The sequence below is a fragment of the Cellulomonas fengjieae genome (genome assembly GCF_018388465.1).
GTDB classification, from domain to species: domain Bacteria; phylum Actinomycetota; class Actinomycetes; order Actinomycetales; family Cellulomonadaceae; genus Cellulomonas; species Cellulomonas fengjieae.
Genome location: NZ_CP074404.1, coordinates 2,657,700 through 2,681,496, shown reverse-complemented (window position 1 = coordinate 2,681,496; position 23,797 = coordinate 2,657,700). Strand labels below are relative to the sequence as shown.

The 23,797-nt window shown below is 74.9% G+C and carries 21 protein-coding genes; 16 read left to right on the top strand and 5 right to left on the bottom strand.

Annotated elements, in window-relative coordinates; all coding sequences use genetic code 11:
* Positions 1-149: 149 nt before the first annotated feature.
* Genes KG102_RS12330 through KG102_RS12315 form a run of 4 tightly spaced genes read left to right on the top strand, consistent with a single transcriptional unit; the run spans position 150 to position 4,264 of the window.
* The gene (locus KG102_RS12330) at positions 150-1,196 is read left to right on the top strand and encodes an NAD-dependent epimerase/dehydratase family protein (protein ID WP_208288596.1); all 1,047 of its coding nucleotides are present in this window, start codon (positions 150-152) and stop codon (positions 1,194-1,196) included.
* Positions 1,193-1,702 carry a DsbA family protein gene (locus KG102_RS12325; protein WP_208211819.1) on the top strand — a complete coding sequence of 170 codons (510 nt, stop codon included), beginning with the start codon at positions 1,193-1,195 and terminating at the stop codon, positions 1,700-1,702. The genes KG102_RS12330 and KG102_RS12325 overlap by 4 nt, the downstream gene beginning before the upstream one ends.
* Positions 1,699-2,487, top strand: coding sequence for an SDR family NAD(P)-dependent oxidoreductase (locus KG102_RS12320; RefSeq protein ID WP_208211817.1), 789 nt, complete (start codon positions 1,699-1,701; stop codon positions 2,485-2,487). Before KG102_RS12325 ends, KG102_RS12320 begins: the two co-directional genes overlap by 4 nt.
* Before the next feature lie 16 nt (positions 2,488-2,503).
* Positions 2,504-4,264, top strand: a complete 1,761-nt coding sequence (locus KG102_RS12315) for a threonine/serine exporter family protein (protein ID WP_208288598.1) — start codon at positions 2,504-2,506, stop codon at positions 4,262-4,264.
* Here KG102_RS12315 and nhaA read toward each other — a convergent pair.
* Together nhaA and ppk2 are read right to left on the bottom strand one after the other, a co-directional pair.
* The gene (nhaA, locus tag KG102_RS12310) at positions 4,261-5,634 is read right to left on the bottom strand and encodes a Na+/H+ antiporter NhaA (protein ID WP_208289029.1); all 1,374 of its coding nucleotides are present in this window, start codon (positions 5,632-5,634) and stop codon (positions 4,261-4,263) included. The genes KG102_RS12315 and nhaA overlap by 4 nt on opposite strands.
* A gap of 55 nt (positions 5,635-5,689) precedes the next feature.
* On the bottom strand, positions 5,690-6,529 hold the full coding sequence (ppk2, locus tag KG102_RS12305; protein WP_208211813.1) for a polyphosphate kinase 2: 840 nt from the start codon (positions 6,527-6,529) through the stop codon (positions 5,690-5,692).
* 110 nt (positions 6,530-6,639) lie between these two features.
* Here ppk2 and KG102_RS12300 point away from each other — a divergent pair, with 110 nt between their 5' ends.
* The 7 genes from KG102_RS12300 to KG102_RS12270 all read left to right on the top strand — a co-directional run bounded on the left by KG102_RS12300 (position 6,640) and on the right by KG102_RS12270 (position 14,800).
* Entirely contained in the window at positions 6,640-7,044 is a 405-nt protein-coding gene (locus KG102_RS12300) for a TOBE domain-containing protein (protein WP_208288600.1), read from the top strand.
* Positions 7,041-7,829, top strand: a complete 789-nt coding sequence (gene modA, locus KG102_RS12295) for a molybdate ABC transporter substrate-binding protein (RefSeq protein ID WP_208288602.1) — start codon at positions 7,041-7,043, stop codon at positions 7,827-7,829. Before KG102_RS12300 ends, modA begins: the two co-directional genes overlap by 4 nt.
* A 47-nt stretch (positions 7,830-7,876) precedes the next feature.
* Complete coding sequence (locus KG102_RS12290) at positions 7,877-8,632, top strand: ABC transporter permease (protein ID WP_208212653.1); 756 nt, start codon at positions 7,877-7,879, stop codon at positions 8,630-8,632.
* Positions 8,629-9,675 (top strand): ABC transporter ATP-binding protein, encoded by a 1,047-nt coding sequence (locus KG102_RS12285; RefSeq protein ID WP_208288604.1) that lies wholly within the window; start codon positions 8,629-8,631, stop codon positions 9,673-9,675. Before KG102_RS12290 ends, KG102_RS12285 begins: the two co-directional genes overlap by 4 nt.
* Positions 9,676-9,808: 133 nt before the next feature.
* Complete coding sequence (locus tag KG102_RS12280) at positions 9,809-11,149, top strand: MFS transporter (RefSeq protein WP_208288606.1); 1,341 nt, start codon at positions 9,809-9,811, stop codon at positions 11,147-11,149.
* A gap of 1 nt (position 11,150) precedes the next feature.
* On the top strand, positions 11,151-13,298 hold the full coding sequence (locus KG102_RS12275) for a molybdopterin oxidoreductase family protein (RefSeq protein ID WP_208211804.1): 2,148 nt from the start codon (positions 11,151-11,153) through the stop codon (positions 13,296-13,298).
* The gene (locus tag KG102_RS12270; protein ID WP_208288608.1) at positions 13,295-14,800 is read left to right on the top strand and encodes an FAD-dependent oxidoreductase; all 1,506 of its coding nucleotides are present in this window, start codon (positions 13,295-13,297) and stop codon (positions 14,798-14,800) included. The genes KG102_RS12275 and KG102_RS12270 overlap by 4 nt, the downstream gene beginning before the upstream one ends.
* A gap of 115 nt (positions 14,801-14,915) precedes the next feature.
* Here the strand turns inward: KG102_RS12270 and KG102_RS12265 are convergent, their stop codons facing one another.
* From KG102_RS12265 to KG102_RS12255, 3 genes are all read right to left on the bottom strand, one after another.
* Positions 14,916-16,457, bottom strand: a complete 1,542-nt coding sequence (locus tag KG102_RS12265) for a molybdopterin-dependent oxidoreductase (RefSeq protein ID WP_243883905.1) — start codon at positions 16,455-16,457, stop codon at positions 14,916-14,918.
* A gap of 135 nt (positions 16,458-16,592) precedes the next feature.
* A complete protein-coding gene (locus tag KG102_RS12260) occupies positions 16,593-17,039 on the bottom strand; it encodes an HIT family protein (protein ID WP_208288610.1) in 447 nt (148 codons plus the stop codon).
* Between the two features lie 13 nt (positions 17,040-17,052).
* Positions 17,053-17,583 (bottom strand): DUF1697 domain-containing protein, encoded by a 531-nt coding sequence (locus KG102_RS12255; RefSeq protein WP_208211796.1) that lies wholly within the window; start codon positions 17,581-17,583, stop codon positions 17,053-17,055.
* 135 nt (positions 17,584-17,718) lie between these two features.
* Between KG102_RS12255 and nirB the strand changes: the two genes are divergently transcribed.
* Genes nirB through KG102_RS12230 form a run of 5 tightly spaced genes read left to right on the top strand, consistent with a single transcriptional unit; the run spans position 17,719 to position 23,780 of the window.
* On the top strand, positions 17,719-20,298 hold the full coding sequence (nirB, locus tag KG102_RS12250; RefSeq protein ID WP_208288611.1) for a nitrite reductase large subunit NirB: 2,580 nt from the start codon (positions 17,719-17,721) through the stop codon (positions 20,296-20,298).
* Positions 20,295-20,669 (top strand): nitrite reductase small subunit NirD, encoded by a 375-nt coding sequence (nirD, locus tag KG102_RS12245; RefSeq protein WP_208211792.1) that lies wholly within the window; start codon positions 20,295-20,297, stop codon positions 20,667-20,669. Before nirB ends, nirD begins: the two co-directional genes overlap by 4 nt.
* The gene (gene cobA / locus KG102_RS12240) at positions 20,666-21,931 is read left to right on the top strand and encodes a uroporphyrinogen-III C-methyltransferase (RefSeq protein ID WP_208288614.1); all 1,266 of its coding nucleotides are present in this window, start codon (positions 20,666-20,668) and stop codon (positions 21,929-21,931) included. The genes nirD and cobA overlap by 4 nt, the downstream gene beginning before the upstream one ends.
* Positions 21,928-23,043, top strand: coding sequence for a uroporphyrinogen-III synthase (locus tag KG102_RS12235; RefSeq protein ID WP_208211788.1), 1,116 nt, complete (start codon positions 21,928-21,930; stop codon positions 23,041-23,043). The genes cobA and KG102_RS12235 overlap by 4 nt, the downstream gene beginning before the upstream one ends.
* The gene (locus KG102_RS12230; protein WP_208211786.1) at positions 23,040-23,780 is read left to right on the top strand and encodes a sirohydrochlorin chelatase; all 741 of its coding nucleotides are present in this window, start codon (positions 23,040-23,042) and stop codon (positions 23,778-23,780) included. The genes KG102_RS12235 and KG102_RS12230 overlap by 4 nt, the downstream gene beginning before the upstream one ends.
* Positions 23,781-23,797: the final 17 nt, after the last annotated feature.

Genomic DNA, 23,797 nt, shown 5'->3' with positions numbered 1-23,797 from the left:
CCTCCGGCTCCGGCGGCAGCCCGACGCTCATGACCTGCGGGTACGCGGCGCGATGGCCGGCGCGGGCCCGGGAGCGCCCAACGGATGCGGGCACCGGCAACTGGTGCGAACGTGGCTCCCGTGGATCTGCACGAGCCCCGGGAGAGCGCATGAGAGTCGTCGTGGTGGGCGCAAGCGGCAACGTCGGTACGGCGCTGCTCAGACGCCTGGTCGACGACGGCTCGATCACCTCCGTGGTGGGTGTGGCGCGCCGGGTGCCCCGCAGCACCCCGCCGGCTCCGTACGACGTCGCGACCTGGGTCGCCTGCGACGTCGCGGCGCCGTCGGCGGTCGACACCCTCACGACCGCGTTCGCCGGGGCCGACGCGGTCGTGCACCTCGCGTGGGCGATCCAGCCGAGCCATGACCGCCGCCGGCTGCACGACGTCAACGTCGCGGGCACGCGCTGGGTCCTCGACGCCGCCCGCCGCGCCGGGGTCCCGCACGTCGTCGTCGCCTCGAGCATCGGCGCGTACGCCCCTGCTCCCGACGACGTGCCGCGCGGGGAGGGCTGGGCGACGGCCGGTGTGCGGTCGTCCTCGTACAGCGTGGACAAGGTCGCGGTGGAGCGGGTGCTCGACGAGATCGAGGAGGCGCACCCCGAGCTGACCATCGCCCGGATCCGGCCGGCGCTCGTCTTCCAGCGGGCCGCCGGGCACGAGATCTCCCGGTACTTCCTCGGCCCCTGGGTGCCCAAGCGCGCCCTCGCCGGTCACCTCCCCGTCCTGCCCTGGCCCGAAGGGCTCCGCCTGCAGGTCGTGCACGCGCAGGACGTCGCGGAGGCGTTCCGCGAGGCCGTGGTGCGCAGGGTGCGTGGTCCCTTCAACCTGGCCGCCCACGAGGTGCTGCGGGGTCAGGACTTCGCGGACATCCTCGCGAACGGCCGCATGCGCACCGTCCCGGTGGCGCAGGCCCGGGCGGCCGTCGCGGTGGGGTGGCACGCGCGCGTCGTCCCCGTCGGACCCGGCTGGCTGGACATGGCGCTGTCGGCGCCCCTGCTCGACACGTCGCGCGCCGAGCGGGAGCTGGGCTGGCGGCCCGCCTGGTCCGGGATCGAGGCCGCGCGGGACCTGATCGCGGGCATCGCCGCCGGCGCGGGGACGGCGAGCCCACCCATGCGACCCCGGCACCGCGACCCTGGCATCCTCGACGCATGACGGAGTCCCTCGCCGCGGAGCGGCACGTGTACGGCAACCCCGACGCCCCGGTCGCCGTGCTGGAGTTCGGCGACCTCGAGTGCCCGTACTGCCGGGCCGTGGCGCCGACGCTGCGTGAGCTGGTGGACACCTCCGACGGGCAGGTGCGGCTGGTGTGGCGGCACTTCCCGCTGTTCGAGGTGCACCCCTACGCCCTCTCCGCGGCGCTGGCGGCGGAGGCCGCCGGGCTGCACGGGAAGTTCTGGGAGATGCACGACGAGCTGCTGCGCCACCAGGACCGGCTGGCCGAGGCAGACCTGCGGGCGGCGGCGCAGGCCCTCGGGCTCGACCCGTCCGAGGTCGCGGGCGACGGCGCCCAGGTCCACGCCGCCGCCGTGTCCGCCGACTACGCGGCGGGCATCGACGCGGGCGTGCGGGGGACGCCGACGATCTTCGTCGAGGGCACCAGGTTCCAGGGCAAGCCGACCCTCGACCGGCTGCGCGAGGCCGTGGCGGCGGTCCGATGAGGACGGCGCTGGTCACCGGCGCGGGCCGCGGCATCGGCCGGGGGATCGCGCTCGGCCTGGCGGAGGCGGGGTACACCGTGGGGCTGGTCGGGCGCACCCGGGCGCACCTCGACGCGGTCGCCGAGCAGATCGGCGGGGACGTCTGCGTGGCGGCCGCCGACCTGGTGGACGGGACCGCGGTGCTGGACGCCGTGGCCCGGGTGGAGGAGCAGCTGGGTGGCATCGGGCTCCTGGTCAACAACGCGGGCGTCATCGAGCGTGCGGAGGTGCCCTTCGTCGAGGACGACGTCGAGGACACCTGGCGGGTGATCGAGGCCAACGTGCGCGGTCCGCTGCTGGTCACCCACGCGGTGCTCCCCGGCATGCTCGCCCGCGGCGAGGGGCGGGTGCTCAACATGAACTCCGGCGCCGGCCATCGGGCCATGACCAGCTACACGGGGTACGCGATCAGCAAGGGTGCGCTCGCCCGGTTCACCACGCAGCTCGACGCGCAGTACCGCGACCGGGGCATCCGCGTGCTCGACCTGGCCCCAGGGCAGGTGCAGACCGACATGACGGCCTCGATGCCCGTGCACGACGGCCGCATCGAGTGGACACCCGTCGAGGCGGTGGCCGAGCTGGTCCGGGCGTTCGGTGACGGCGAGCTCGACGCCCTCTCGGGCCGGTTCGTGCGGGCGGGGACCGATACCGTGGAGTCGCTGCTGACGGCGCTGCCGCAGATCCTCGCGGCGGGGGCGCGCACGCTGCGCCTCGGCCCGTACGGCGACGACGACCCGGTGGCCTGACAGAGACCGGGGTGCCATGCGCTCGTCGTCGGTAGGGGACAGCCGTGCCGTGCTCGTCACGGGGGTCGAGGTGACCCCCGACGGCACGACCGAGCCGCGGAGCACCACGACCGTCGAACCGACGACGCCGGCACCCCAGCCGACCGCCCCGCCGCCCGCGGAGACCGCGATCCCGACGCCGACGCCGAGCGTCGCGCCGGTGCCGAGCCAGACGCAGGGTGCGGACCCCACCGAGGGCGCCACCACGGTGCCGTCGTCGCAGCCCTCGTCGCCCGCGCCGACCCCCACGCAGACCGCCGTCCAGGTCCCGTGGGGCCGTGATCCCGCGGTGACGACCTCCACCATCCCGTTCGCCGCGATCCTCACCGCGGCCCTGGTCCTCGTCCTCGCGGCGGCGGCGCTCGTGCTGCTGGTGCGGCGCTACCGGACGCCCCGGCCGGCGGGTGCGATCGCGGCGGCCGCCCTGGAGCCGGCCGCCACGACCACGGGGATCGGGGTGCTGGACGAGTCCCGGGCCGTCGCCGTCCCCGGGGCGGCACCCGCGGACACGGTCGCGACGGTCCGGTTCCTCATGGTGCTGGGCCAGGCGATGATCGACTCCAGCGCACCGGTGGTCCAGGTCACCCGGACCCTGGAGCGCGTCGCGGCCATCAACGGCGCCCCGGACGTCGAGGTGATCGCGCTCCCCACGGCCCTGCTCGTCTCCGTGCCGGGCCGCACCTCGGTGCAGACGGCCGCCTCGTCGGCGGGGTGGCGGAGCCTGCGTCTGCACCAGGTGCAGGACGTGCTCGCCGTCGCGGACGACGCGGAGTCGGGTCGGGTGGGACCGGTCGAGGGGGCCGAACGGATCGAGGCCGCGATCTCCGCGCCACCGGTGTACGGCGGCGCGGTGCGCGTCGCGGGGTACGTGGCCGTCTCCGCTGGCCTCGCGATGATCCTCGGTGGCAGCCTGCTCGACACGTTGGTCGCCGCCGTGCTCGGTGCCGTGATCGCCGGCCTGCAGGTGGCCACCGCCCGGCTGCCGGCGGCCTACCAGGCGCTCGTCGTGCTCAGCTGCGCGTTCGTGGTCGCGGCTGCCGTGTTCGCGCTGTCCCGCACGGGCCTCGACGTCGGCACGCTCGCGCCCCTGGCAGCGCCGCTCGTGACCTTCCTGCCCGGTGCGTTGCTCACCACCGCGGCGATCGACCTGGCGACCCGGCAGATGATCGCCGGAGCCGCGCGGCTGGCCGCGGGAACCATGCAGCTGGTCCTGCTCGCGCTGGGGGTCACCGGCGCCGCCGCGCTCGTCGGCGTCCCCGCGTCCGGCGTCGGCGCCGCGGCCCCCGGCCCGCTGGGCTGGGCGGGGCCGTGGGTGGGCGTGCTCGTCTACGGCACGGGCGTCGTGTTCTACTACAGCGCGCGACGGGCTGCCCTGCCGTGGATCGTGCTCGTGCTCGTCGTCGCCTACGCCGGGCAGGTGATCGGGGGCGTCTTCTTCGGGGGCGTCATGTCGGCGTTCGTCGGGGCGCTCCTGATGACCCCGGTCGCCATGTTCGCCGCCACCCGGCCGAGCGGGCCGCCGGCGCTGGTGGGCTTCCTGCCCGCATTCTGGCTCCTGGTCCCCGGGGCGCTCGGCCTGGTCGGGGTGACCTCGATCCTCGGGGACGACACCCGGGCGCTGTCCACCGTCGTCACCGCCGGCACGACGATGGTCGCGATCTCGCTGGGCGTCCTGGCCGGGATCGCGCTCGGCTCCGCGATAGGACGCCGCACGGGCCTCGCGGTGACGCGCCTCTAGGCCGGTGCCCGCCAGGGCAGGGGCGGCAGCGGTGGCGGGGCGTCGCTGAGCGGCGAGCACAGCGGCAGCTTCTCGCCGAGCCACCGCAGCAGGATCGACCCCAGGATGGCTGCGGTGAGCGACCCGGCCAGGATGCCGATCTTCGCGTCCGCCAGGTGCTCGGGGTCGTCGAAGGCCAGCTCGGCGATGAAGAGCGAGATGGTGAACCCGATGCCGGCCAGCACGGCGCCGCCGAGCAGGTGACCCCACCGCACGCGGCCCGGCAGGTCGCCGAGCCCGAGCCTGATGGCGAGCGTCGCCGCACCGGTGATGCCGATGGCGTTGCCCAGCACGAGGGCGACGGCGACGCCGATGGCGAGGCGCGACTGCGCGGCGACCTGGAGTGCCTCGGCGTGGAGCCCGATCCCCGCGTTGGCCAGCCCGAACAGGGGCACCACGACGAACGCGCTCCACGGGTGCAGGAGCCGTTGCAGCCGGTCGCTGGTGGGCACCGCGGCCCGCGCGGCCAGCTCGGCGAGGTGCTCGCGCTCGGCGGTCGCCTCGTCCATCAGCTTGCGGCCGTACCCGGCGACCTCGTCGATCGTCTGCTGGGCCGGCGGCCGGGCCGGCACCAGGAGCCCGATGATCACGCCGGCCAGAGTCGCGTGCACCCCCGAGGCCTGGACCGCGAACCACAGGGCGACGCCCGCCGCGACGTAGGGGGCGAGCTGCCACACCTTGAGCCAGCGCAGCATGAGGATCCCGACGACGACCGCCCCGGCGATGGCGAGCGCGGCCACGTCCACCTGATCGGTGTAGAAGATCGACATCACCGTGATGGCGCCGATGTCGTCGACGATCGCGAGGGTGAGCAGGAACAGGCGGAGCTGGTCGGGGCACTTGGGGCCGAACAGCGCGAGGACGCCGACGAGGAAGGCGGTGTCGGTCGACATCACGACGCCCCACCCGTGCACGGCATCGGTGCCCGCGTTGAACGCCAGGAAGATGAGGACCGGGACCAGCAGCCCGCCCAGGGCGCCGAGGGCCGGGACCGCGACGGTCCGCTTGTCGCGCAGCTCCCCGGTGGTCGCCTCGCGGCTGATCTCCAGGCCGACGACCGCGAAGAAGACGGCCATCGCCGCGTCGTTCACCCAGTGGTGCAGGTCCAGGTCGATGCCCCAGGTCCCCAGGTGGAACCCCGCGCTGGTGTGCCAGAGCGCGTCGTAGGAGCCGCCGAACGGGGAGTTGACCCAGACGAGGGCAAGGACCGTCGCGGCCAGCAGGTAGACGGCGCTGCCGGCCTCGTTGGTGAGGAAGTCCTTGACGGAGGGCTGCAGCGACGGCAGCGACACCCGCAGGTTGGGACCCGGGCTGGTGGACGTCACCGACATGTCGCTCAACGTCGCAGGAGATCGCCCGGGACGCAACGCCCGTTCGCGCTTGGCGTCAGAGGTTCTTCTCCGGGTCGCCCCGCAGCTGCGCGACGTGGTCGGGGACGTAGGTGGACAGCGCGCGCGGCGGGCGCTCGTAGCCGGTCGACGAGGCCGGCCGGTCCGGCAGGACCACCTTCTCGCGCGGCACGTCGGTGTACGGGATGGTCGAGAGCAGGTGGCTGATCATGTTCAGGCGCGCGTGCTTCTTGACGTCCGACTCGACGACGAACCACGGGCTCTGCGCGGTGTCCGTGTGGACCATCATCTCGTCCTTGGCCTTGGAGTAGTCCTCCCAGCGGCTGATCGACTCGAGGTCCATCGGGCTCAGCTTCCACTGCCGCACCGGGTCGTCGAGCCGGGACCGGAACCGCTTGAGCTGCTCCTTGTCGGACACGGAGAACCAGTACTTGCGCAGCAGGATCCCGTCCTCGATGAGCATCTGCTCGAAGATCGGCGTCTGGCGCATGAACCGGTGGTACTCCTGCGGCGTGCAGTAGCCCATGACCTTCTCCACGCCCGCGCGGTTGTACCAGGAGCGGTCGAACAGCACGATCTCGCCGGCCGTGGGCAGCTGCGCGACGTAGCGCTGGTAGTACCACTGCCCCTTCTCCCGCTCGGTGGGCGTCGGCAGCGCAGCGATCCGCACGACGCGGGGGCTGAGGTACTCGGCGATCCGCTTGATCGTGCCGCCCTTGCCGGCGGCGTCGCGGCCCTCGAAGACCACGACGACCCGCGCGCCGGTGTCCCTGGCCCAGAGCTGCACCTTCACCAGCTCGGCCTGCAGACGGAAGAGCTCCGCCTCGTAGACCTCGTTCGCGATCTTGCTCTGCTTCTTGCCGGACCCCTTCGCCATCGTGGGAACGTACCGCTCCCCGGGCTGTACCGCTGGGCAACCCATCCGGCTCCGCACCTGCGGATCCGCAGCGGCCACAGGGCCGCAGGTGCGGCGCTACGATCGCCGACATGAGCACCTATCGGATCAGCGAGGCTGCGGACCTGCTGGGCGTGAGCGACGACACGGTGCGCCGGTGGGTCGACTCCGGTGCGCTGCCGGCCGCCGACGACGAGGCCGGGCGCACCGTCGTCGCCGGGGCCGACCTCGCGGCGCTGGCCGTGGACCGGGCGCGCACGCCCGACGACCCCGCCGCCGGGTCCAGCTCGGCCCGCAACCGGCTGCCCGGACTCGTCACGCGGATCGTGTCCGACCCCGTGATGTCCCAGGTGGAGCTCCAGGCCGGTCCGTTCCGGCTCGTCTCGCTCATGTCGACCGAAGCGGTCCGGGAGCTCGGCCTGGAGGTCGGGTCGCGGGCGGTCGCCGTGGTCAAGGCCACGACCGTGCTCGTCGAGACGGCCCGGCCGCAGCGATGAGGCGCCGGGCCCTGGCCGGTGCGGCGGTCCTGCTCGCGCTGGCGGGGTGCACGTCGGTGACGCCCGCGGAACCGACCGCAGCATCCGCACGGTCCGGTCTCGCCGGCGAGCTCACCGTCTTCGCCGCAGCGTCGTTGCAGGGCGCGTTCGACCAGCTCGCGGCGCGCCTCGAGCGGGAGAACCCCGGGGTCGCCGTGCGGCCGGTGACGTACGACGGGTCGGCGACGCTCGCCACGCAGCTGGTCGGCGGAGCGCCCGCGGACGTCTTCGCGGCCGCCGACCGGGCCACCATGTCGGCGGTCACGGACGCGGACCTCGCCGGGGAGCCCGTCGTCCTGGCGACCAACACGCTCGAGATCGTCGTCGCACCGGGCAACCCGCAGGGGATCGGCTCGCTGGCCGACCTCGCCGCACTGGCCGCGTCGGGTGGCGACGTCGTGCTGTGCGCGGCCCAGGTGCCGTGCGGCTCCGCGGCACGCGCGGTCCTGGACGGGGCCGGCCTCGACCTCGTCCCGGTCAGCGAGGAGCAGAGCGTCACGGCGGTGCTCACCAAGGTCCGGTCCGGGGATGCCGACGCGGGCCTGGTGTACCGGACGGACGTGCAGGCGGCCGGTGACACCGTCGACGGCATCGAGTTCGCCGAGGCCGCGTCGGTGGTGAACGAGTACCCGGTCGTCGTCCTGGACGGTGCCCGCCACCCCGAGGTCGCGCACGCGTTCGTCGAGCTCGTGCTCTCGGCCGAGGGCCGCCGGGTCCTGACCGACGCGGGATTCGGGACACCGTGACGCGCGTGCGCACGGTCGGCGTCCCGGGCCTCCTCTGGCTCCCGGCGATGCTCGCCGCGGGCCTGCTGGTGCTGCCAGTGGTGGCGCTCGTGCTCCGCGCCGACTGGCCGTCGCTGCCCGCGGACGTCACGACCCCGGCCGCCCTGGACGCGCTGTGGCTGTCGCTGTCCACGTCCGTGGTCGCCACGGGGGTGTGCCTGGTGCTCGGGGTTCCGCTGGCCGTCGTGCTCGCACGCGCCGACGGCTGGCCCGCAGACGTGCTGCGGGCACTCGTCACGCTGCCGCTCGTGCTGCCCCCGACGGTCGGTGGCATCGCACTGCTCTACCTGCTGGGCCGGCGGGGGATCGTGGGGGAGTCGCTCGACGCGTGGTTCGGGATCAGCATCCCGTTCACGACGGCGGCCGTGGTCATCGCGCAGGCGTTCGTCGCGATGCCGTTCCTCGTCCTGTCGGTCGAGGGCTCGCTGCGCACGGCGGGCACGCGGTTCGAGGTCGTCGCGGCCAGCCTCGGGGCCGGTCGCTGGACGGTCCTGCGCCGGATCACCCTGCCGCTCGTGCTGCCGGGGCTGGTCAGCGGCACGGTCCTGTGCTTCGCGCGGGCGCTCGGCGAGTTCGGCGCGACGGCGCTCTTCGCCGGCAACTCGCCGGGCGTCACGCAGACCATGCCCCTGGCGATCTACTCGGCGTTCAACGGCGCCGGGGTGACGCAGGGGACCGCGGTCGCCCTGTCGCTGCTGCTCGTGCTCGCGGCGGTCGCGGTGCTGCTCGCCGCGCGGGCGTGGCGGCCGGGGCGTGCCGCATGACGGCCCTGGACGCGCAGGTCGCCGTCCGGCGGGGGGCCTTCGCGCTCGACGTGACCATCACCGCGCAGCCCGGCGAGATCGTCGCCGTCCTCGGTCCCAACGGCGCGGGCAAGTCCACCCTGCTGGCGGTGCTCGCCGGTCACCTGGCGCCGTCGGCGGGGGTGGTGCGCGTGGGCGAGCGGACCCTGACCGCCGTCGGGGACGGGGTGACCACGGCGGTGCGCCCGGAGCGCAGGTCCGTCGGCCTGCTCGGTCAGGAGCCCCTGGTGTTCCCGCACCTGAGCGCCCGCGAGAACGTCGCGTTCGGTCCGCGTGCGGCCGGTGTGCCCGCCGCGCAGGCGCGACGCACGGCCGACGAGTGGCTGGCCGCGGTCGGGCTGGGCGCCCTGGCCGACCGGCGCCCGGACGCGCTGTCCGGGGGTCAGCGGCAACGGGTCGCGCTCGCGCGGGCGCTCGCGGCCGAGCCGGCGGTGCTGCTCCTCGACGAGCCGTTCGCCCAGCTGGACGTGCGCACGGCCGCCGAGCTGCGGGACCTGGTCCGTGCCCAGGTGCGGCGGACCCGGACCTCGACCGTCTTGGTGACCCACGACGTGCTGGACGCCGTGACCCTCGCGGACCGGGTGGTCGTGCTGCACGACGGCCAGGTGGTGGAGCGCGGTCGACCGCTCGACGTGCTCACCGAGCCCGCCCACCCGTTCACCGCGGCGCTGGCAGGGGTCAACCTCGTCGTCGGCAGGCTCGTGCGGGAGCCCGACGGGTCGACGGCGCTGGCCGGACCCGGCGGGGTGCGCGTGCCCTGCTCCGCCACCGACGGCACCCGCGCCCAGGTGACGTTCTCGCCGTCGGCGGTGACCGTCGGCGCGGGCTGGCCCGCCCGCGTCGTCGACCTGGAGCCCGGGACCACCGGCGTGCGGGTCCGGACGACCGGCGACGTGCTCGTCGACCTGCCGCCCGCGCAGGTCGCGCGGCTGGGGCTGCAGGTCGGCACCGAGCTCAGGCTGAGCGTCCCGACGGAGCACGTGCGGGTGCGCACGCTCGGGTGATCTCACAGGCCCGGCGGGCCACCCGTGCGCGAAAAGAACCGTGCACGCAACGGACCGGGCAGGTCCGTCGAAACATGCGCTCCCTAGCGTCGTCGGCGACCGAGCCCCCGCCCGCCCGACCGCAGGAGCCCCGATGACCGCCACCACGATCCGCGACACCTCTGCGCCGCTGAGCCACCGCCCCGGCCGCTGGATCGACGGCTGGAACCCCGAGGACGGCGACCAGTGGGCGTCGACGGGCCGGGCGGTGGCCCGACGGAACCTGGGACTGTCGATCTTCGCCGAGTTCCTCGGGTTCGCCGTGTGGGCGCTGTGGAGCATCGTGGTCCCGCAGCTGCCGGCCGCGGGCTTCGACCTGACCGTCGACCAGATGTTCTGGCTCATCGCGCTGCCCTCGCTCGTCGGCGCTGCCCTGCGGATCCCCTACACGTTCGCGGTGCCGGTCTTCGGCGGGCGGAACTGGACCGTGGTCTCCGCGCTGCTGCTCCTGGTCCCCACGGTGGCACTGGCCTTCGCCGTCCAGCACCCCGAGCTTGGCTTCGGCGCCCTGCTCGCGGTCGCCGCGCTCGCGGGCGTCGGCGGCGGCAACTTCGCCTCCTCGATGGCGAACATCTCGTTCTTCTACCCGGAACGGGAGAAGGGACGCGCGCTGGGCCTCAACGCCGCGGGCGGCAACCTCGGCACGGCGGCGGTCCAGTTCGCGGTGCCGCTGGTGATCGTCGGGGCCGCCGGGCTCGAGCTGGAGCGGGCGGGACTGATGTTCGTGCCGCTCGTGCTCGTCGCGGCGCTCCTGGCCTGGCGGTACATGGACAACGTGTCGAGCGCCAAGGCCGACCCGCGCTCCTACGGCGTGGCGGCGCGCTCCCGGAACACCTGGATCATCTCGTTCATCTACATCGGCACGTTCGGCTCGTTCATCGGCTTCTCCGGGGCGTTCCCGACGCTGCTGAAGAACCAGTTCCCCGAGGTGACGATGTCCATCGCCTTCGCCGGCGCGCTCGTCGGCTCGATCGCCCGGCCGCTCGGCGGCGCCCTGGCCGACCGGCTGGGCGGCGCCCGCGTGACCGTCGTGGCGTTCCTCGTGATGGCGGTCGGTGTCGTCTGCGCGATCTTCGCCCTGCGTGCCCACGCGTTCGGCCCGTTCCTGGCCTCGTTCCTCGTGCTGTTCGTCGCGACCGGCGCCGGCAACGGCTCCGTGTACCGGATGATCCCCGCGGTGTTCCGGTTCGGAGCCACCGACGACGAGGACCGGTCCCGGCGCGTGAAGGCGGCGGCGGGCTGCCTCGGCATCGCCGGGGCGGTCGGAGCGTTCGGCGGCTTCCTCATCCCACGCGGCTTCGCCGTCTCGACGACCGCCACCGGGAACATCCAGGCGGCGCTGTGGGTGATCGTGGGGATGTACGTGGTCATGGGCGTCACCACGTGGGCCGTCTACCAGCGCCGCACCGGCGCGTACGGCACGACGGTCATCTGAGGTGGCCGGGCCCGCGGCGGACACGCACTGCCCGTACTGCGCGCTGCAGTGCGCACAGACGCTGCACCCCGGCGCCGACGGCACGGTCACCGCCGCGGGCCGGCAGTTCCCGACCAACCGGGGCGGCATGTGCCAGAAGGGGTGGACGTCTCCGGCCGTCCTGCGCGCCGCCGACCGCCTGACCACCCCGCTCCTGCGCGGGCAGCCGGTCTCGTGGGACACCGCGCTGTCGTTCGTCGCGGACCGGCTGACCTCCCTGCGTGCGACGCACGGTGCGGGTTCCGTCGCGGTGTTCGGGGGAGGGGGCCTGACCAACGAGAAGGCGTACGCGCTCGGCAAGTTCGCGCGTGCCGTGCTGGCCACGCCGAACATCGACTACAACGGCCGGTTCTGCATGGCGAGCGCGGCGGCGGGCGCCAACCGGTCGCTGGGCCTGGACCGCGGCCTGCCGTTCCCGCTGGCCGACCTCGGCGGTGCCCGGGCGGTGCTCCTGCTGGGCTCGAACCTCGCCGAGACGATGCCGCCCGCCGTGCAGCACCTGGCGGGCGTGCGGGCGGCCGGCGGCCTGATCGTGGTCGACCCCCGGCGCAGCGCCACGGCGGACCTGACCGCCGACGACGGCGGGCTGCACGTGCAACCCGTCCCCGGCACGGACCTGGCCCTGCTCCTCGGCCTGGCGCACATCGTGCTCGCCGAGGGTTTCGCGGACCAGGAGTACCTGGCGGCGCGGACCACGGGGCTCGACGACGTCCGGCGCTCGCTGGCGCTCTGGTGGCCCGAGCGGACCGAGCAGGTCACGGGCGTGCCCGTCGCGACCCTGCGCCGCGCCGCGTTCCTGCTGGCCAACGCCTCACCGTCGCGCGGGGGCGCAGGCGCGTACGTGCTCACGGGCCGCGGGGTCGAGCAGAGCACCCAGGGCACCGACACCGTCACCGCGGCGATCACGCTCGCCCTCCTGCTCGGGCTCCCCGGCCGGGTCGGGTCCGGGTACGGCGCGATCACCGGGCAGGGCAACGGGCAGGGCGGCCGCGAGCACGGGCAGAAGGCCGACCAGCTGCCGGGCTACCGGTCCATCGAGGACGAGGCCGCGCGGGCGCACGTCGCCGGCGTCTGGGGCGTCGACCCGGCCGACCTGCCGCGCACGGGGATGCCCGCCGTCGAGCTGCTGCGTTCGCTCGGCACGCCGGACGGCCCGAAGGCGCTGCTCGTGCACGGCTCCAACCTCGTGGTCAGCGCGCCCGACGCGGACCGGGTGCGCGAGCGGCTCGCGTCCCTCGATCTCCTGGTGGTGTGCGACTTCCTGCCGTCGGAGACGGCGCTGCTGGCGGACGTGGTCCTGCCCGTCACGCAGTGGGCGGAGGAGGAGGGCACGATGACGTCGCTCGAGGGCCGCGTCCTGCGGCGCCGTCGTGCCGTCCCGCCGCCGCCCGGGGTGCGCAGCGAGCTGGAGGTCCTCGCCGACCTCGCGCGCCGGCTCGGGTCGTCCGTCCACTTCGACACGTCCCCCGCGGCGGTCTTCGACGAGCTCGCCCGGGCCTCCGCCGGCGGGCGGGCCGACTACAGCGGCCTGAGCCACGCGCGCCTGGACGCCGAGCCGGACCTGTTCTGGCCCGTGCCGGCCGGGCCGACGCCGCACCCGGGCACCCCGCGGCTGTTCCTCGACCGCTTCGCGACGCCCGACGGACGCGCCCGCCTGGTCCCCGTGGACCACCGCGGTCCGTCGGACGACCTACGCCGGGACGCCCCCCTCTTCCTGGTCACCGGCCGCGTGCTGGCGCACTACCAGTCCGGGGCGCAGACGCGCCGGGTGCCCGAGCTCGTGCGCAGCGCCCCGGAGCCGTACGTCGAGGTGCACCCGCTGCTGGCGGACCTGCTCGGCATCGGCGAGGGAGACCCGGTGCAGCTCGACACAGCGCGCGGGCGCGGTGTGGTCCGCGCGCGGCTGACCGACGCGGTGCGGGCGGACACGGTGTTCCTGCCGTTCCACTGGGCGGGCACCGGCAGCGCCAACCGGCTCACCACGGACGCCACCGACCCCGTCTCCGGCATGCCGGAGTTCAAGGTGTGCGCCGTCGCGGTGCGGCGCTGGGACGGTCCCCCCGACGTGCTCGACGACCCGTCCCTGCTGTACGCCCAGGAGGTTCGATGAGCACCCAGGTCCGCGTGGTGGTGGTCGGCCACGGCATGGTCGGCGCACGGTTCGTCGACGACCTGCACCAGCGCGACCCGGACGCCCGGTTCCGGACCGTGGTGCTCGGCGCCGAGGAGTACGAGCCGTACAACCGCGTGCTGCTCTCGGAGGTCGTGGCGGGCAAGCTGGACGTCGCGGCCATCGCCCTGCCGCGCGCCGCCCAGCGGGGCGTGGCCGAGATCCTGCCCGGGACCACCGCGGTGACGGTCGACCGGTGCGCCGGCGTCGTGCACGACCAGGCCGGGGAGCGGCACCCGTACGACGTCCTCGTGCTGGCCACCGGCGCCCGCGCCCGCGTCCCCGACCTGTTCGGCCGGCGTCCCGGCGACGACCTGCCCGCGGGCGTGCACGCGCTGCGCACCCTGGACGACGCCCGCGAGATCGTCGCGGCCACGGCGAACGCCCGGCGCGCGGTGGTCGTCGGCGGCGGGGTGCTGGGTCTGGAGGTGGCGTGCGGGCTCGCGCACCGAGGGCTCGCCGTGACGGTGGTCCACGGTGGCGCGCACCTGATGGACCGCCAGCTCGACGGACCCGCCGCCACGGTGGCGCTCGCACGGCTCACGGCGCTCGGGATCGGGGTCCGGGTGGGCACCCGCACCGAGGAGGCCGTGGTCGGTGGTGGTCGCATGACCGGTGTCCGGCTCGAGGGCGGTGAGATGCTGCCGGCCGATCTGCTCGTCCTGACCGCGGGCACCGTCCCGGAGGTGGCGCTGGCCCAGCGCGCGGGGCTCGACGTGGCGCGGGGCATCGTCGTCGGCCCGGACCTCGCCTCGCCCTCCGACGCGCGCGTCTTCGCCATCGGCGACTGCGCCGAGCCGCCCGAGGGTGGCTCCGGGCTCATCGCGCAGGGCTGGGACCAGGCCCGCCGGCTCGCGACCCTGCTCACGGAGCCGTCCGCCGCACGCGATGCCGTCCCGCTGCCGACGGTCGGCACGGACGTGGTCAAGGTCAAGGGCGTCGGGCTCGACGTGGTGGCGATGGGGGAGTGCGGGTCGAGGTCCGGCTCGCCGGGCCGGCGCGTGCGGCTCAGCGACCCCGAGGGCGGTCGGCACATCGAGGTGGTGGTCGCCGACGGCCGGGTCGTCGGCGCCACGTGCGTGGGCGCGGGTCCGGTCGCGGCGGACCTCGTCGCCGCGTACACCCGGGGCACGCCGGTCCCCGCGGACCCGGCGCAGCTGCTCCTGCGACCGGTCGCCGGCACGGCCGTGCCCGCCGTGAGCCCGACGATGATGCCCGACCGCGCGGTGGTGTGCCGGTGCAACGGGGTGACCAAGGGCGACATCGTCGGCTGCTGGCGCCACGGGGCGCGCTCGGTCGAGGACGTGGCGGCCGCGACCCGCGCCACGACCGGCTGCGGCGGGTGCCAGGACGCGGTCTGCGGCATCGTCGACTGGCTCCGCCGCGCTGACCCCGACCAGACCGCGCCGTCCCCGGATACCGTCCACGCGCTGACGGGCTGACCACCGGCCGGCCCGACCGTCGTCACCGGTCGGCGTCGAGAACACCATGAGTCGCGCGTCGACCACCCTGAACGCGACTCATGGCGTTCTCCCGCCGGGGACCTCTGTCCGTGCGTCAGGTGACGGTGACGCGGACCGAGTCGTAGCCCGTGGCGCCGTCGGGGACGACGTCGGCCACCGCGCCCGTCTGGGGGCCCTGGGGGTCCGACGCGCGGACGTACAGCAGGTAGGAGCCCGGTTCGGCATCCCACGTCCAGGACCACTGCCGCCAGGTGTCGATGCCGCCGTCGTCGGCCAGGGTCGCGTCGTTCCAGGAGCCCTCGTCGACGCGCACCTGCACGCCGGTGACACCCCGGTGCTGCGCCCAGGCGGTCCCCGCCACCACGACCGAACCGGCCGGCACGGAGGAGCCGTGCCGCGGCACCTCGATCCGGGACTGGGTCTTGACCGGGCCCTCCGGGGACCAGCCGCGGTCGGTCCAGTAGCTCGTCGCGTCGGCGAACCGCGTCACCTCGAGGTCCGTCACCCACTTCGTCGCGGACACGTACCCGTACAGCCCGGGGACGACCATGCGCACCGGGAAGCCGTGCTCGAGCGGCAGCGGCTCGCCGTCCATGGCGATGGCGAGCAGCGCGTCGCGTCCGTCGGTCAGGGCCTCGAGCGGCGTCGACGCGGTGAACCCGTCGACGCTGCGGGAGAGCACCATGTCCGCGTCCCCGGTGGGCCGCGCGCGCGCCAGCAGGTCGGCGATCGGCAGCCCCAGCCACAGCTGGTTGCCGATGAGGTCGCCGCCCACCGGGTTGGACACGCACGCGAGCGTCACCCACGCCTCGACCAGGTCGCCGGCCAGCAGCTCGTCCCAGGTGAGCGTGATCTCCTGCTCGACCATGCCGTGCACCCGCAGGCTCCAGGTGCTCGGGTCGACCTGCGGCACCACCAGCGCCGTGTCGATCCGGTAGAACTCCGCCGCGGGGGTCTGCCACGGGCCGACGCCGTCCACGCCGACCTGGACCCCCGCCGGCACGGGCGCCGCGGTCGTGGTCGCCCGGGGTATCCGCAGCGCGGTACGCGCGGCCTGCGCCCCCCGTGCGCCGGCGCCGATGGCCCGGCCGACCACCACGGCGACCACGCCGAGCGCCCCGGCGGCGAGCGCCGCCTGAAGGAACGTGCGGCGCTGGACCCCCTCGTCCCGCGGCTCGGCCGCGGGCAGGCGGCGGATCAGCTCGCGCAGGACGAGCAGCCCCGCGATCGCGCCCGCGATGGCCGGGGCCGGTGCGAGGATGCCCGCCTCGGGGCGCCCCATCGCGGCCAGCCCGGCGACCGCACCGAGCACCACCACGAGCGTCGCGCCCCAGGCCCACCGTCGGGCGGCAAGCACTCCCGCGAGGGCCGCCAGCGCGAGGAGCACGACCGCCTCCCCGATCCCGAGGACCACCTTGTCCGCGGTGCCGAACGTCGAGACCGCGACGTCCTTGAGCCACCCGGGCGTCGCATCGACGAACGCGGACCCCACCGCGACGAGGGGATCGGACGTGGGGCCGGCGACCAGCGCCACGAGCGCGCCGACCCCGACCGTCACGGCACCGGCAGCGATCCCGGCGAGCGCGGCAAGCCCGTCACGACGTCCCGCCATCTGCAACGTCCCTCCCTCACTCATCGGTCACCCCCAAAGAACCCGCAACGTCCGAGTAGATGTGGGTCAGAGCCTCCATCTGCTCGGACGTTGCGTCCACGGATCTGTTGCGTCCGAGCAGATGTGGGTCAGAGCCTCCATCTCCTCGGACGTTGCGGGTCAGAGGGCGGGGCTCGACAGGGTGGTGGGGACGTGTGCCGCGTGGCCCTGGTCGCGGAGGGCGGTGCGGATCCGCTCCGCGGCGGCATCGAGCTCGGCCGCGGGGACGTCGCTGCGGGCGTTGCGGAACGACAGGCTCGCCTCGTCCCACGCGGGCAGCACGTGCAGGTGCAGGTGCTCGACCTCGAACCCCGCGACCAGCAGGGCGGCCCGAGGCGCCGACCATGCCTGCTGCTGTGCCTGCCCGATCGCCTTGGCGACGATCGTGAGGTGCGCCAGGACGTCGTCCGGCGCCTCGGTGAGCTGCACGATCTCGGCGCGGGGGACCACGAGCATGTGACCGTCCGTGATCGGAGCGATGGTGCCGAACGCGACGGCGACGTCGTCGGCCCACACGAACCGGGCGGGGATGTCCCCGGCGATGATCTGGCTGAACAGGGTGCTCATGGGACCACGCTAGTCATGCCCGCTCGCGGGCGAGACGCTGCAGGGCCAGCACGGTGTTCCAGTTGCGCCCGGTCCCGGTCCGACCGGTGGCCTTCTCCAGGACGGGCAGGGTGAGCTTCGAGCGGCCGATGCCGTCCGGGTAGTAGACGTAGGCCTCGTGCCCGGCGAGCTCCACCGACTCGGCGCCGTACGGCGTGGGGTCGAAGGACGTGCCCGGGTCACCGTCCCAGCAGTAGAGGACCAGGTGCGACGGATCGGCGGAGGCCTCGTCCGGGAAGGGCAGCCGATCGACGACCGCGTCCCACTCGGACATCGTCCGCGTGAGCACGGGGACGTCGAAGCTCAGCTCCGCGGCGAGCGCCGACGAGAGCCCGGGGCCGACGTCGGACGCCGTCCCGGCGGGCACCAGGACGATGTTCCCGCTGTTCACGTAGGTGGCGACCTGCGTGTGGCCGACGCTCTGGGCCACCTCGCGCAGCTGCGCGGACCGCACGGTGCGGCCGCCGACGTTGACGGCCCGCAGCAGGGCGATGACGGGGCTCATGCCTCCACTCTCACACCGTCGACCCACACCGTGTGCGCGAAAGGTTCCCCCGAGGAAACCGGGCCGCGCCCTCGGTGGAAACAACCGGTTCCTACCGTGGGAGGTGCCCCGCCCCCCAGCCCGATGGAGCACCCCATGACCCAGCACCTCGTCGTCGTCGGCGGCGGCATGGTCGCGCAGCGGCTGGTCGAGGCGATGCGGGACCGCGACACCGCCGGGATGTGGCGCATCACCGTCCTGGCGGAGGAACCGCGCCGGCCCTACGACCGCGTCGCGCTCACCAGCTACTTCTCCGGTCGGGACGCCGACGACCTGGCGCTCGGCGACCCCCAGCTGTGGTCGGACCCGCTGGTCCGGCTGGTCCGCGACGACACGGTCACGCAGATCGACCGCGACGCCCGGACGGTGACCACCGCGAGCGGTCGCATCGAGCACTACGACCACCTCGTGCTCGCGACGGGCTCGTCGGCCTGGGTCCCGCCCATCGAGGGGGCTGACCTGCCGGGTGTGTTCGTCTACCGCACGGTCGACGACGTCGCGGAGCTGCGCGGGTACGTCGAGCGCCTCGCCGCGGACCGGGTCGTCAAGGGGGCAGTACTCGGGGGCGGCCTGCTCGGGCTCGAGGCCGCGGGTGCGCTCCAGGCGCTCGGCGCGCGCACCACCGTGCTGCAGGTGGGCACGCACCTCATGTCGGCGCAGGTGGACCTGGGCGGAGGTGAGGCGCTGCGCCGGCTGATCAACCGGCTCGGCGTGGGCGTGCGGCTCAACGCGACGACCACCCGGATCCGGCCGCACCGCCGCGGCGGGGTGGGCCACCTGGACCTCGCCGACGGCGGCCGCGTCGACGCCGACGTCGTCGTGGTCGCCGCCGGCGTGCGTCCGCGCGACGAGCTCGGCCGGTCCAGCGGCCTGGCGGTCGGGGAGCGGGGCGGTGTCGTCGTCGACGACACCTGCCTGACCAGCGACCCGCGCATCTCGGCCGTCGGGGAGGTCGCCTGCATCCGGGGTGCCTGCATCGGCCTGGTGGCCCCCGGCTACGCGATGGCCGAGATCACCGCCGACCGGCTGCTCGGCGGCAGCTCGACGTTCCCGGGCGCGGACACCGCCACCAAGCTCAAGCTGTCCGGCGTGGACGTCGCGAGCTTCGGCGACGCGTTCGGCCGGACCCCCGGGGCGCTCGAGATCGTCTGGGCGGACTCCGTCAACGGCGTCTACAAGAAGCTCGTCATGTCCGACGACGCCCGCACGCTGCTCGGCGGCGTCCTCGTCGGCGACGCCAGCGCCTACGCCGGCCTGCGTCCGATGCTCGGCCGCGAGCTGCCCGGCGACCCAGCCGCCTACCTGCTGCCCGAGGGCGGCGGGGTGCCGGAGCTCGAGCTGCCCGACGACGCCGCCGTCTGCTCGTGCAACAACGTCTCCGCCGGCACCGTCCGCGCGGCGGTCACCGAGCACGCCTGCACGGACCTGGGGGCCGTCAAGGCGTGCACGAAGGCGGGGACCAGCTGTGGCTCGTGCCTCCCGCTGGTCAAGAAGCTGGTCACCACCGAGCTGGCCGCCCAGGGGATCGCGGTCAGCACGGCGCTGTGCGAGCACTTCGGCCTGTCCCGGGCGCAGCTGTACGACGCGGTCCGCGTCAGCGGGGTCTCCTCGTTCACGCAGGTGATCCAGCGGTTCGGTACGGGCGGGCGCGGCTGCGACATCTGCCGGCCGACGGTCGCCTCCATCCTGGCGACCACGTCCCCGGCGCACGTGCTGGACGGCGAGCGCGCCACGCTCCAGGACACCAACGACCACGTCATGGCGAACCTGCAGAAGGACGGCTCGTACTCGGTGGTCCCGCGCATCGCGGGCGGCGAGGTGACGCCCGAGGGGCTCATCGCGATCGGCGCCGTGGCCAAGGACTTCGGGCTGTACACCAAGATCACGGGCGGTCAGCGGATCGACATGTTCGGCGCGCGGATCGACCAGCTGCCGCTCATCTGGCAGCGCCTGGTCGATGCCGGGTTCGAGTCCGGGCACGCCTACGGCAAGTCCTTGCGCACCGTGAAGTCCTGCGTGGGCTCGACCTGGTGCCGGTTCGGTGTGCAGGACTCGGTCGCGCTCGCGGTCATGCTCGAGCTGCGCTACCGGGGCCTGCGCTCGCCGCACAAGATCAAGCTGGGCGTGTCCGGCTGCGCGCGCGAGTGCGCCGAGGCCCGTGGCAAGGACGTCGGCGTGATCGCCACGGACAAGGGCTGGAACGTCTACGTCGGCGGCAACGGCGGCTTCACGCCGCGGCACGCACGACTGCTCGCCGAGGACCTGGACACCGAGACGCTCGTGCGCACCATCGACCGCTTCCTCCTGTACTACGTGCGCACGGCGGACCGCCTGCAGCGCACGGCGCCGTGGATCGAGGAGGTCGAGGGTGGCCTGGACGGCGTCCGGGCCGTCGTCCTGGACGACTCCCTGGGCATCGCCGCCGACCTGGACGCGCAGATGGCCCAGCACGTCGACGAGTACGAGGACGAGTGGCGCGCGACGCTCGACGACCCCGAGAAGCTGCGCCGGTTCGCGTCGTTCGTCAACGCGCCCGACATCCCCGACCCGTCGCTGGCCTACGTGCCGGAGCGGGGCCAGTCGCGCCCGGCGACCGCCGACGAGCGCGCCGGTGCCCGCCCGGTGCCGCACCACGCCGTCCTCGTGGCCGGAACCACCCTGGAGGTGCGCTCGTGACCGCGCTCGAGACATCCGTGTGGACCGCCGTCTGTGCCCTGGCCGACCTGGCGCCCGAGCGTGGTGCCGCGGCGCTGCTCGGCGATGACCAGGTCGCCCTGTTTCGCCTGCTCGACGACTCCGTGCTGGCCGTCCAGCAGCATGACCCGTTCAGTGACGCGCACGTCATCTCGCGGGGGATCGTCGGGTCCCGGCACGTCGGCGAGCTCGAGGTCCCGACGGTCGCGTCTCCCATGTACAAGCAGGTGTTCGACCTGACGACGGGGCGCTGCCTCGACGTCGCGGGAAAGGCGCCCGTCCGCGGCGCAGCCCCGGACCTGCGGACCTGGCCCGTGCGGGTTCGCGACGGGCTCGTGGAGGTCGGGACGTGACGACGATGCTGGGGCTGCAGCTGACCGCCCGGCGGGTGCTCGTCGTCGGTGGCGGCCCGGTGGCCGCGCGGCGGGTGCAGGCCCTGCTCGCCGACGCCGCCGAGGTGGTTGTGGTCGCTCCGCAGGTGTGCGAGGTCCTGCTGGACCTGCACCGCTGGGGGCTGATCGAGTGGCGGGTGCGTGAGGTGGAGGAGGCCGACCTGGACGGGGCCTGGCTGGTGCACACCGCGACCGGGGACCGGTCCACGGACGCGGCGGTGCTCGCGTGGGCGACGGCGCGGCAGACGTTCTGCGTCGACGCGGGCGGCGCGGACGGTTCGGCCCGGACACCGGCGACGACCCAGCAGGGCGACGTCCTGCTCGGGGTCGTCTCGGCGGGCGCACCCGATCCCGGGCGCACGGTCGCGGTCCGCGACGCGCTCGCGGAGCACCTGCGCGAGGGACGCGTCGACCTGCGCCGACGCCGGACGCACCCCGGCCGGGTGGTCCTGGTCGGCGGCGGGCCTGGAGACGTCGGCCTGCTCACCCTGGCGGGCCGCCGCGCCCTGGCCGAGGCCGACGTCGTGGTGACCGACCGGCTGGGTCCGGTCGCCGTGCTCGACGAGCTCGCGCCGGGCGTGGAGATCGTCGACGTCGGCAAGACACCCGGGCACCATCCGGTCCCGCAGCACGAGATCTGCCGGCTCCTGGTAGAGCACGCGCAGCGGGGCCGCGTCGTCGTCCGGCTGAAGGGCGGGGACCCGTTCGTGTACGGCCGGGGTGGCGAGGAGGTGCTGGCCTGCCGTCAGGCCGGGGTCGCCGTCGAGGTGGTGCCCGGCGTGAGCAGCGCGTTCGCCGCGCCCGCCGCCGCGGGGATCCCCTTGACGCACCGCGGCACGGTCGGCGCCGTGCACGTGATGAACGGTCACGACGGCTGGTCGTCGGCGGCGCTCGCCGGTCTGCGGGACGGGTCGTGCACGGTCGTGGTCCTGATGGGCGTGGGCACGCTGGCCGCGCTCGCCGGCGAGGCGCTCGACGCGGGGGTCGACCCGACGACGCCCGTCGCGCTGGTCGAGGACGGCACCCTGCCCGGTCAGCGCGTCACGCGTGCCGGCCTCGCCGACGTGGTCGACGTCGCCGCCGCGGCCGGTGTGCGGGCCCCGGCGGTGATCGTCCTGGGCGCGGTGGCCGCCGCCGGCCTGCTCGGGCCCGACGGTGACACGCCCCGCACGGCGGGCGCGTCGGGCCCGGGGGCCACGGGGACCGTCACAATGGCGTCGTGAGCGAGCCCATCGACCAGACCCTGGCCGGCCTCGTCGTGCTCGTGACCGCTGACCGCAGGTCGGCGGAGCTCGCAGCCGCCCTGGGGCGGCGAGGGGCCGCGATCCGGCACGCGCCCGCGCTCAGCATGGTGCCGCACACCGACGACGCCACGCTCCTGGCGGGGACGCGCGCGCTGCTGGCCGATCCGCCGGACACGGTGGTGGTCACGACGGGGATCGGGTTCCGCGGGTGGATCGAGGCGGCCGACGCGGCGGGCCTCGACGAGCCGCTCGTCGAGATGCTGCGGGGTACCCGCATCGTCGCCCGGGGTCCCAAGGCACGCGGCGCGATCCAGGCCGCGGGGCTGACGGCCGACTGGGTCGCCGAGTCCGAGACCAACGCCGAGATCGCCCAGGTGCTCCTCGACGAGGGTGTCGCCGGCCGGGACATCGCGGTGCAGCACCACGGCGCCGGGGCGGACGGCCTGGACGAGGCGTTCGCCGCCGCCGGTGCCCGGGTGCGCAGCCTCGTGGTCTACCGCTGGGGGCCGCCGCCGGACCCGAACCTGGTCGCCGGCTCCGTGCGGGGCGTGGCGGCGGGCGAGATCGACGCCGTCGTCTTCACGTCCGCCCCCGGTGCGCACGCGTGGCTGCAGGCGGCCGGCGAGGCCGGCGTGGTCGAGGACATCGCCGCGCTGGTCCGGGGCGGCAGCGTGGTGATGGCGGCGGTCGGACCGATCACCGCCAAGCCCCTGCAGGAGCGCGGCATCGAGCCCATCGTCCCCGAGCGGGGCCGGCTCGGTGCGCTGGTCCGGGCCGTGGTCGGGCACTACGCCGGGCTGCAGGCCCTGCAGACCGTGGCCGGCCCGCTCCAGGTGCACCGGGGTACCGCGGTGCTGGACGGGCGTGTGCTCCCGCTGACCCCGACGGGCCTCGAGGTGCTCCGGCTGCTGGCCGCCGCGGGCGGATCCGTCGTGCCGCGGGACCGGGTCCTGGCCGTGCTGCCGGGCGACTCGCGGGACCCGCACGCCGCCGAGGTGGCCATCGCCCGGCTGCGCGATGCCAGCGGCAGCCGTGAGCTCATCCGCACGGTGGTCAAGAGGGGATACCGTCTCGAGCTGGAGGCCCGATGACGAACGCGCTGCACGCCCGCGATCCCGCACCCGAGCGTCCCCCGGCCGGCGCCGGGGGACCGGTCCTGGTCGGCTGCTCGCACGGCACGGACGACCTGCGCGGCCGCGCGGCCATCCGCTCCATCCTGACCGGCGTCGCCGCCGCCCGGCCCGAGCTCGACGTCCGGGAGGCGTTCGTCGACGTGCAGGAGCCCGCGGTCGCCGACGTGGTCACGCACGCGCTCGACAGCGACGCACCCGGCGCGGTCGTCGTGCCCCTGCTGCTGTCGGTCGGGTTCCACGTCCGAGTCGACATCGCCGACGCGGTGGACCAGCCCGGCGCGACGGCCGCCGCGCCGCTCGGTCCCGACCCCCGCCTGGTCGAGATCCTCCTGGACCGCCTCACCGCTGTGGGGCTCGGGCCCGACGACTCCGTCGTGCTCGCGGCCGCCGGGTCCACCGACCCGGCCGCCGCGCTCGCGGTGGAGGCCGTGGCGGCCGGGTTGGCGGACCGGCTCGAGCAGCCGGTGACGATCGGCTACGGCGCCGGCGCCGAGCCGCGGGTCACGGCGGCCGTGGCGACCGCGCGGGCGGACCTGCCGCCCGGCGGCCGGGTGGTCGTGGCCTCGTACCTGCTGGCGCCGGGGTACTTCTACGACCGCGTGCTCGAGGCCGGCGCGGACGCGGTCGCCGAGCCGCTCGCGCCCGACGTGCGACTCGTGGACATCGTGCTCGACCGGTACGACGCGGCCACGTGAGACGAGGGTTGCCCCTG

Bases quoted from the DNA above. Each gene is read 5' to 3' on its own strand.
- KG102_RS12280 (WP_208288606.1), top strand. From the start codon at position 9,809: ATGACCGCCACCACGATCCGCGACACCTCTGCGCCGCTGAGCCACCGC.
- nirB (WP_208288611.1), top strand. From the start codon at position 17,719: ATGACCCAGCACCTCGTCGTCGTCGGCGGCGGCATGGTCGCGCAGCGG.
- KG102_RS12285 (WP_208288604.1), top strand. From the start codon at position 8,629: ATGACGGCCCTGGACGCGCAGGTCGCCGTCCGGCGGGGGGCCTTCGCG.
- KG102_RS12330 (WP_208288596.1), top strand. From the start codon at position 150: ATGAGAGTCGTCGTGGTGGGCGCAAGCGGCAACGTCGGTACGGCGCTG.
- KG102_RS12265 (WP_243883905.1), bottom strand. From the start codon at position 16,457: ATGAGTGAGGGAGGGACGTTGCAGATGGCGGGACGTCGTGACGGGCTT.
- KG102_RS12315 (WP_208288598.1), top strand. From the start codon at position 2,504: ATGCGCTCGTCGTCGGTAGGGGACAGCCGTGCCGTGCTCGTCACGGGG.
- modA (WP_208288602.1), top strand. From the start codon at position 7,041: ATGAGGCGCCGGGCCCTGGCCGGTGCGGCGGTCCTGCTCGCGCTGGCG.
- KG102_RS12260 (WP_208288610.1), bottom strand. From the start codon at position 17,039: ATGAGCACCCTGTTCAGCCAGATCATCGCCGGGGACATCCCCGCCCGG.
- nhaA (WP_208289029.1), bottom strand. From the start codon at position 5,634: ATGTCGGTGACGTCCACCAGCCCGGGTCCCAACCTGCGGGTGTCGCTG.
- KG102_RS12230 (WP_208211786.1), top strand. From the start codon at position 23,040: ATGACGAACGCGCTGCACGCCCGCGATCCCGCACCCGAGCGTCCCCCG.
- KG102_RS12255 (WP_208211796.1), bottom strand. From the start codon at position 17,583: ATGAGCCCCGTCATCGCCCTGCTGCGGGCCGTCAACGTCGGCGGCCGC.
- ppk2 (WP_208211813.1), bottom strand. From the start codon at position 6,529: ATGGCGAAGGGGTCCGGCAAGAAGCAGAGCAAGATCGCGAACGAGGTC.
- KG102_RS12300 (WP_208288600.1), top strand. From the start codon at position 6,640: ATGAGCACCTATCGGATCAGCGAGGCTGCGGACCTGCTGGGCGTGAGC.
- KG102_RS12270 (WP_208288608.1), top strand. From the start codon at position 13,295: ATGAGCACCCAGGTCCGCGTGGTGGTGGTCGGCCACGGCATGGTCGGC.
- KG102_RS12325 (WP_208211819.1), top strand. From the start codon at position 1,193: ATGACGGAGTCCCTCGCCGCGGAGCGGCACGTGTACGGCAACCCCGAC.
- KG102_RS12320 (WP_208211817.1), top strand. From the start codon at position 1,699: ATGAGGACGGCGCTGGTCACCGGCGCGGGCCGCGGCATCGGCCGGGGG.
- KG102_RS12290 (WP_208212653.1), top strand. From the start codon at position 7,877: ATGCTCGCCGCGGGCCTGCTGGTGCTGCCAGTGGTGGCGCTCGTGCTC.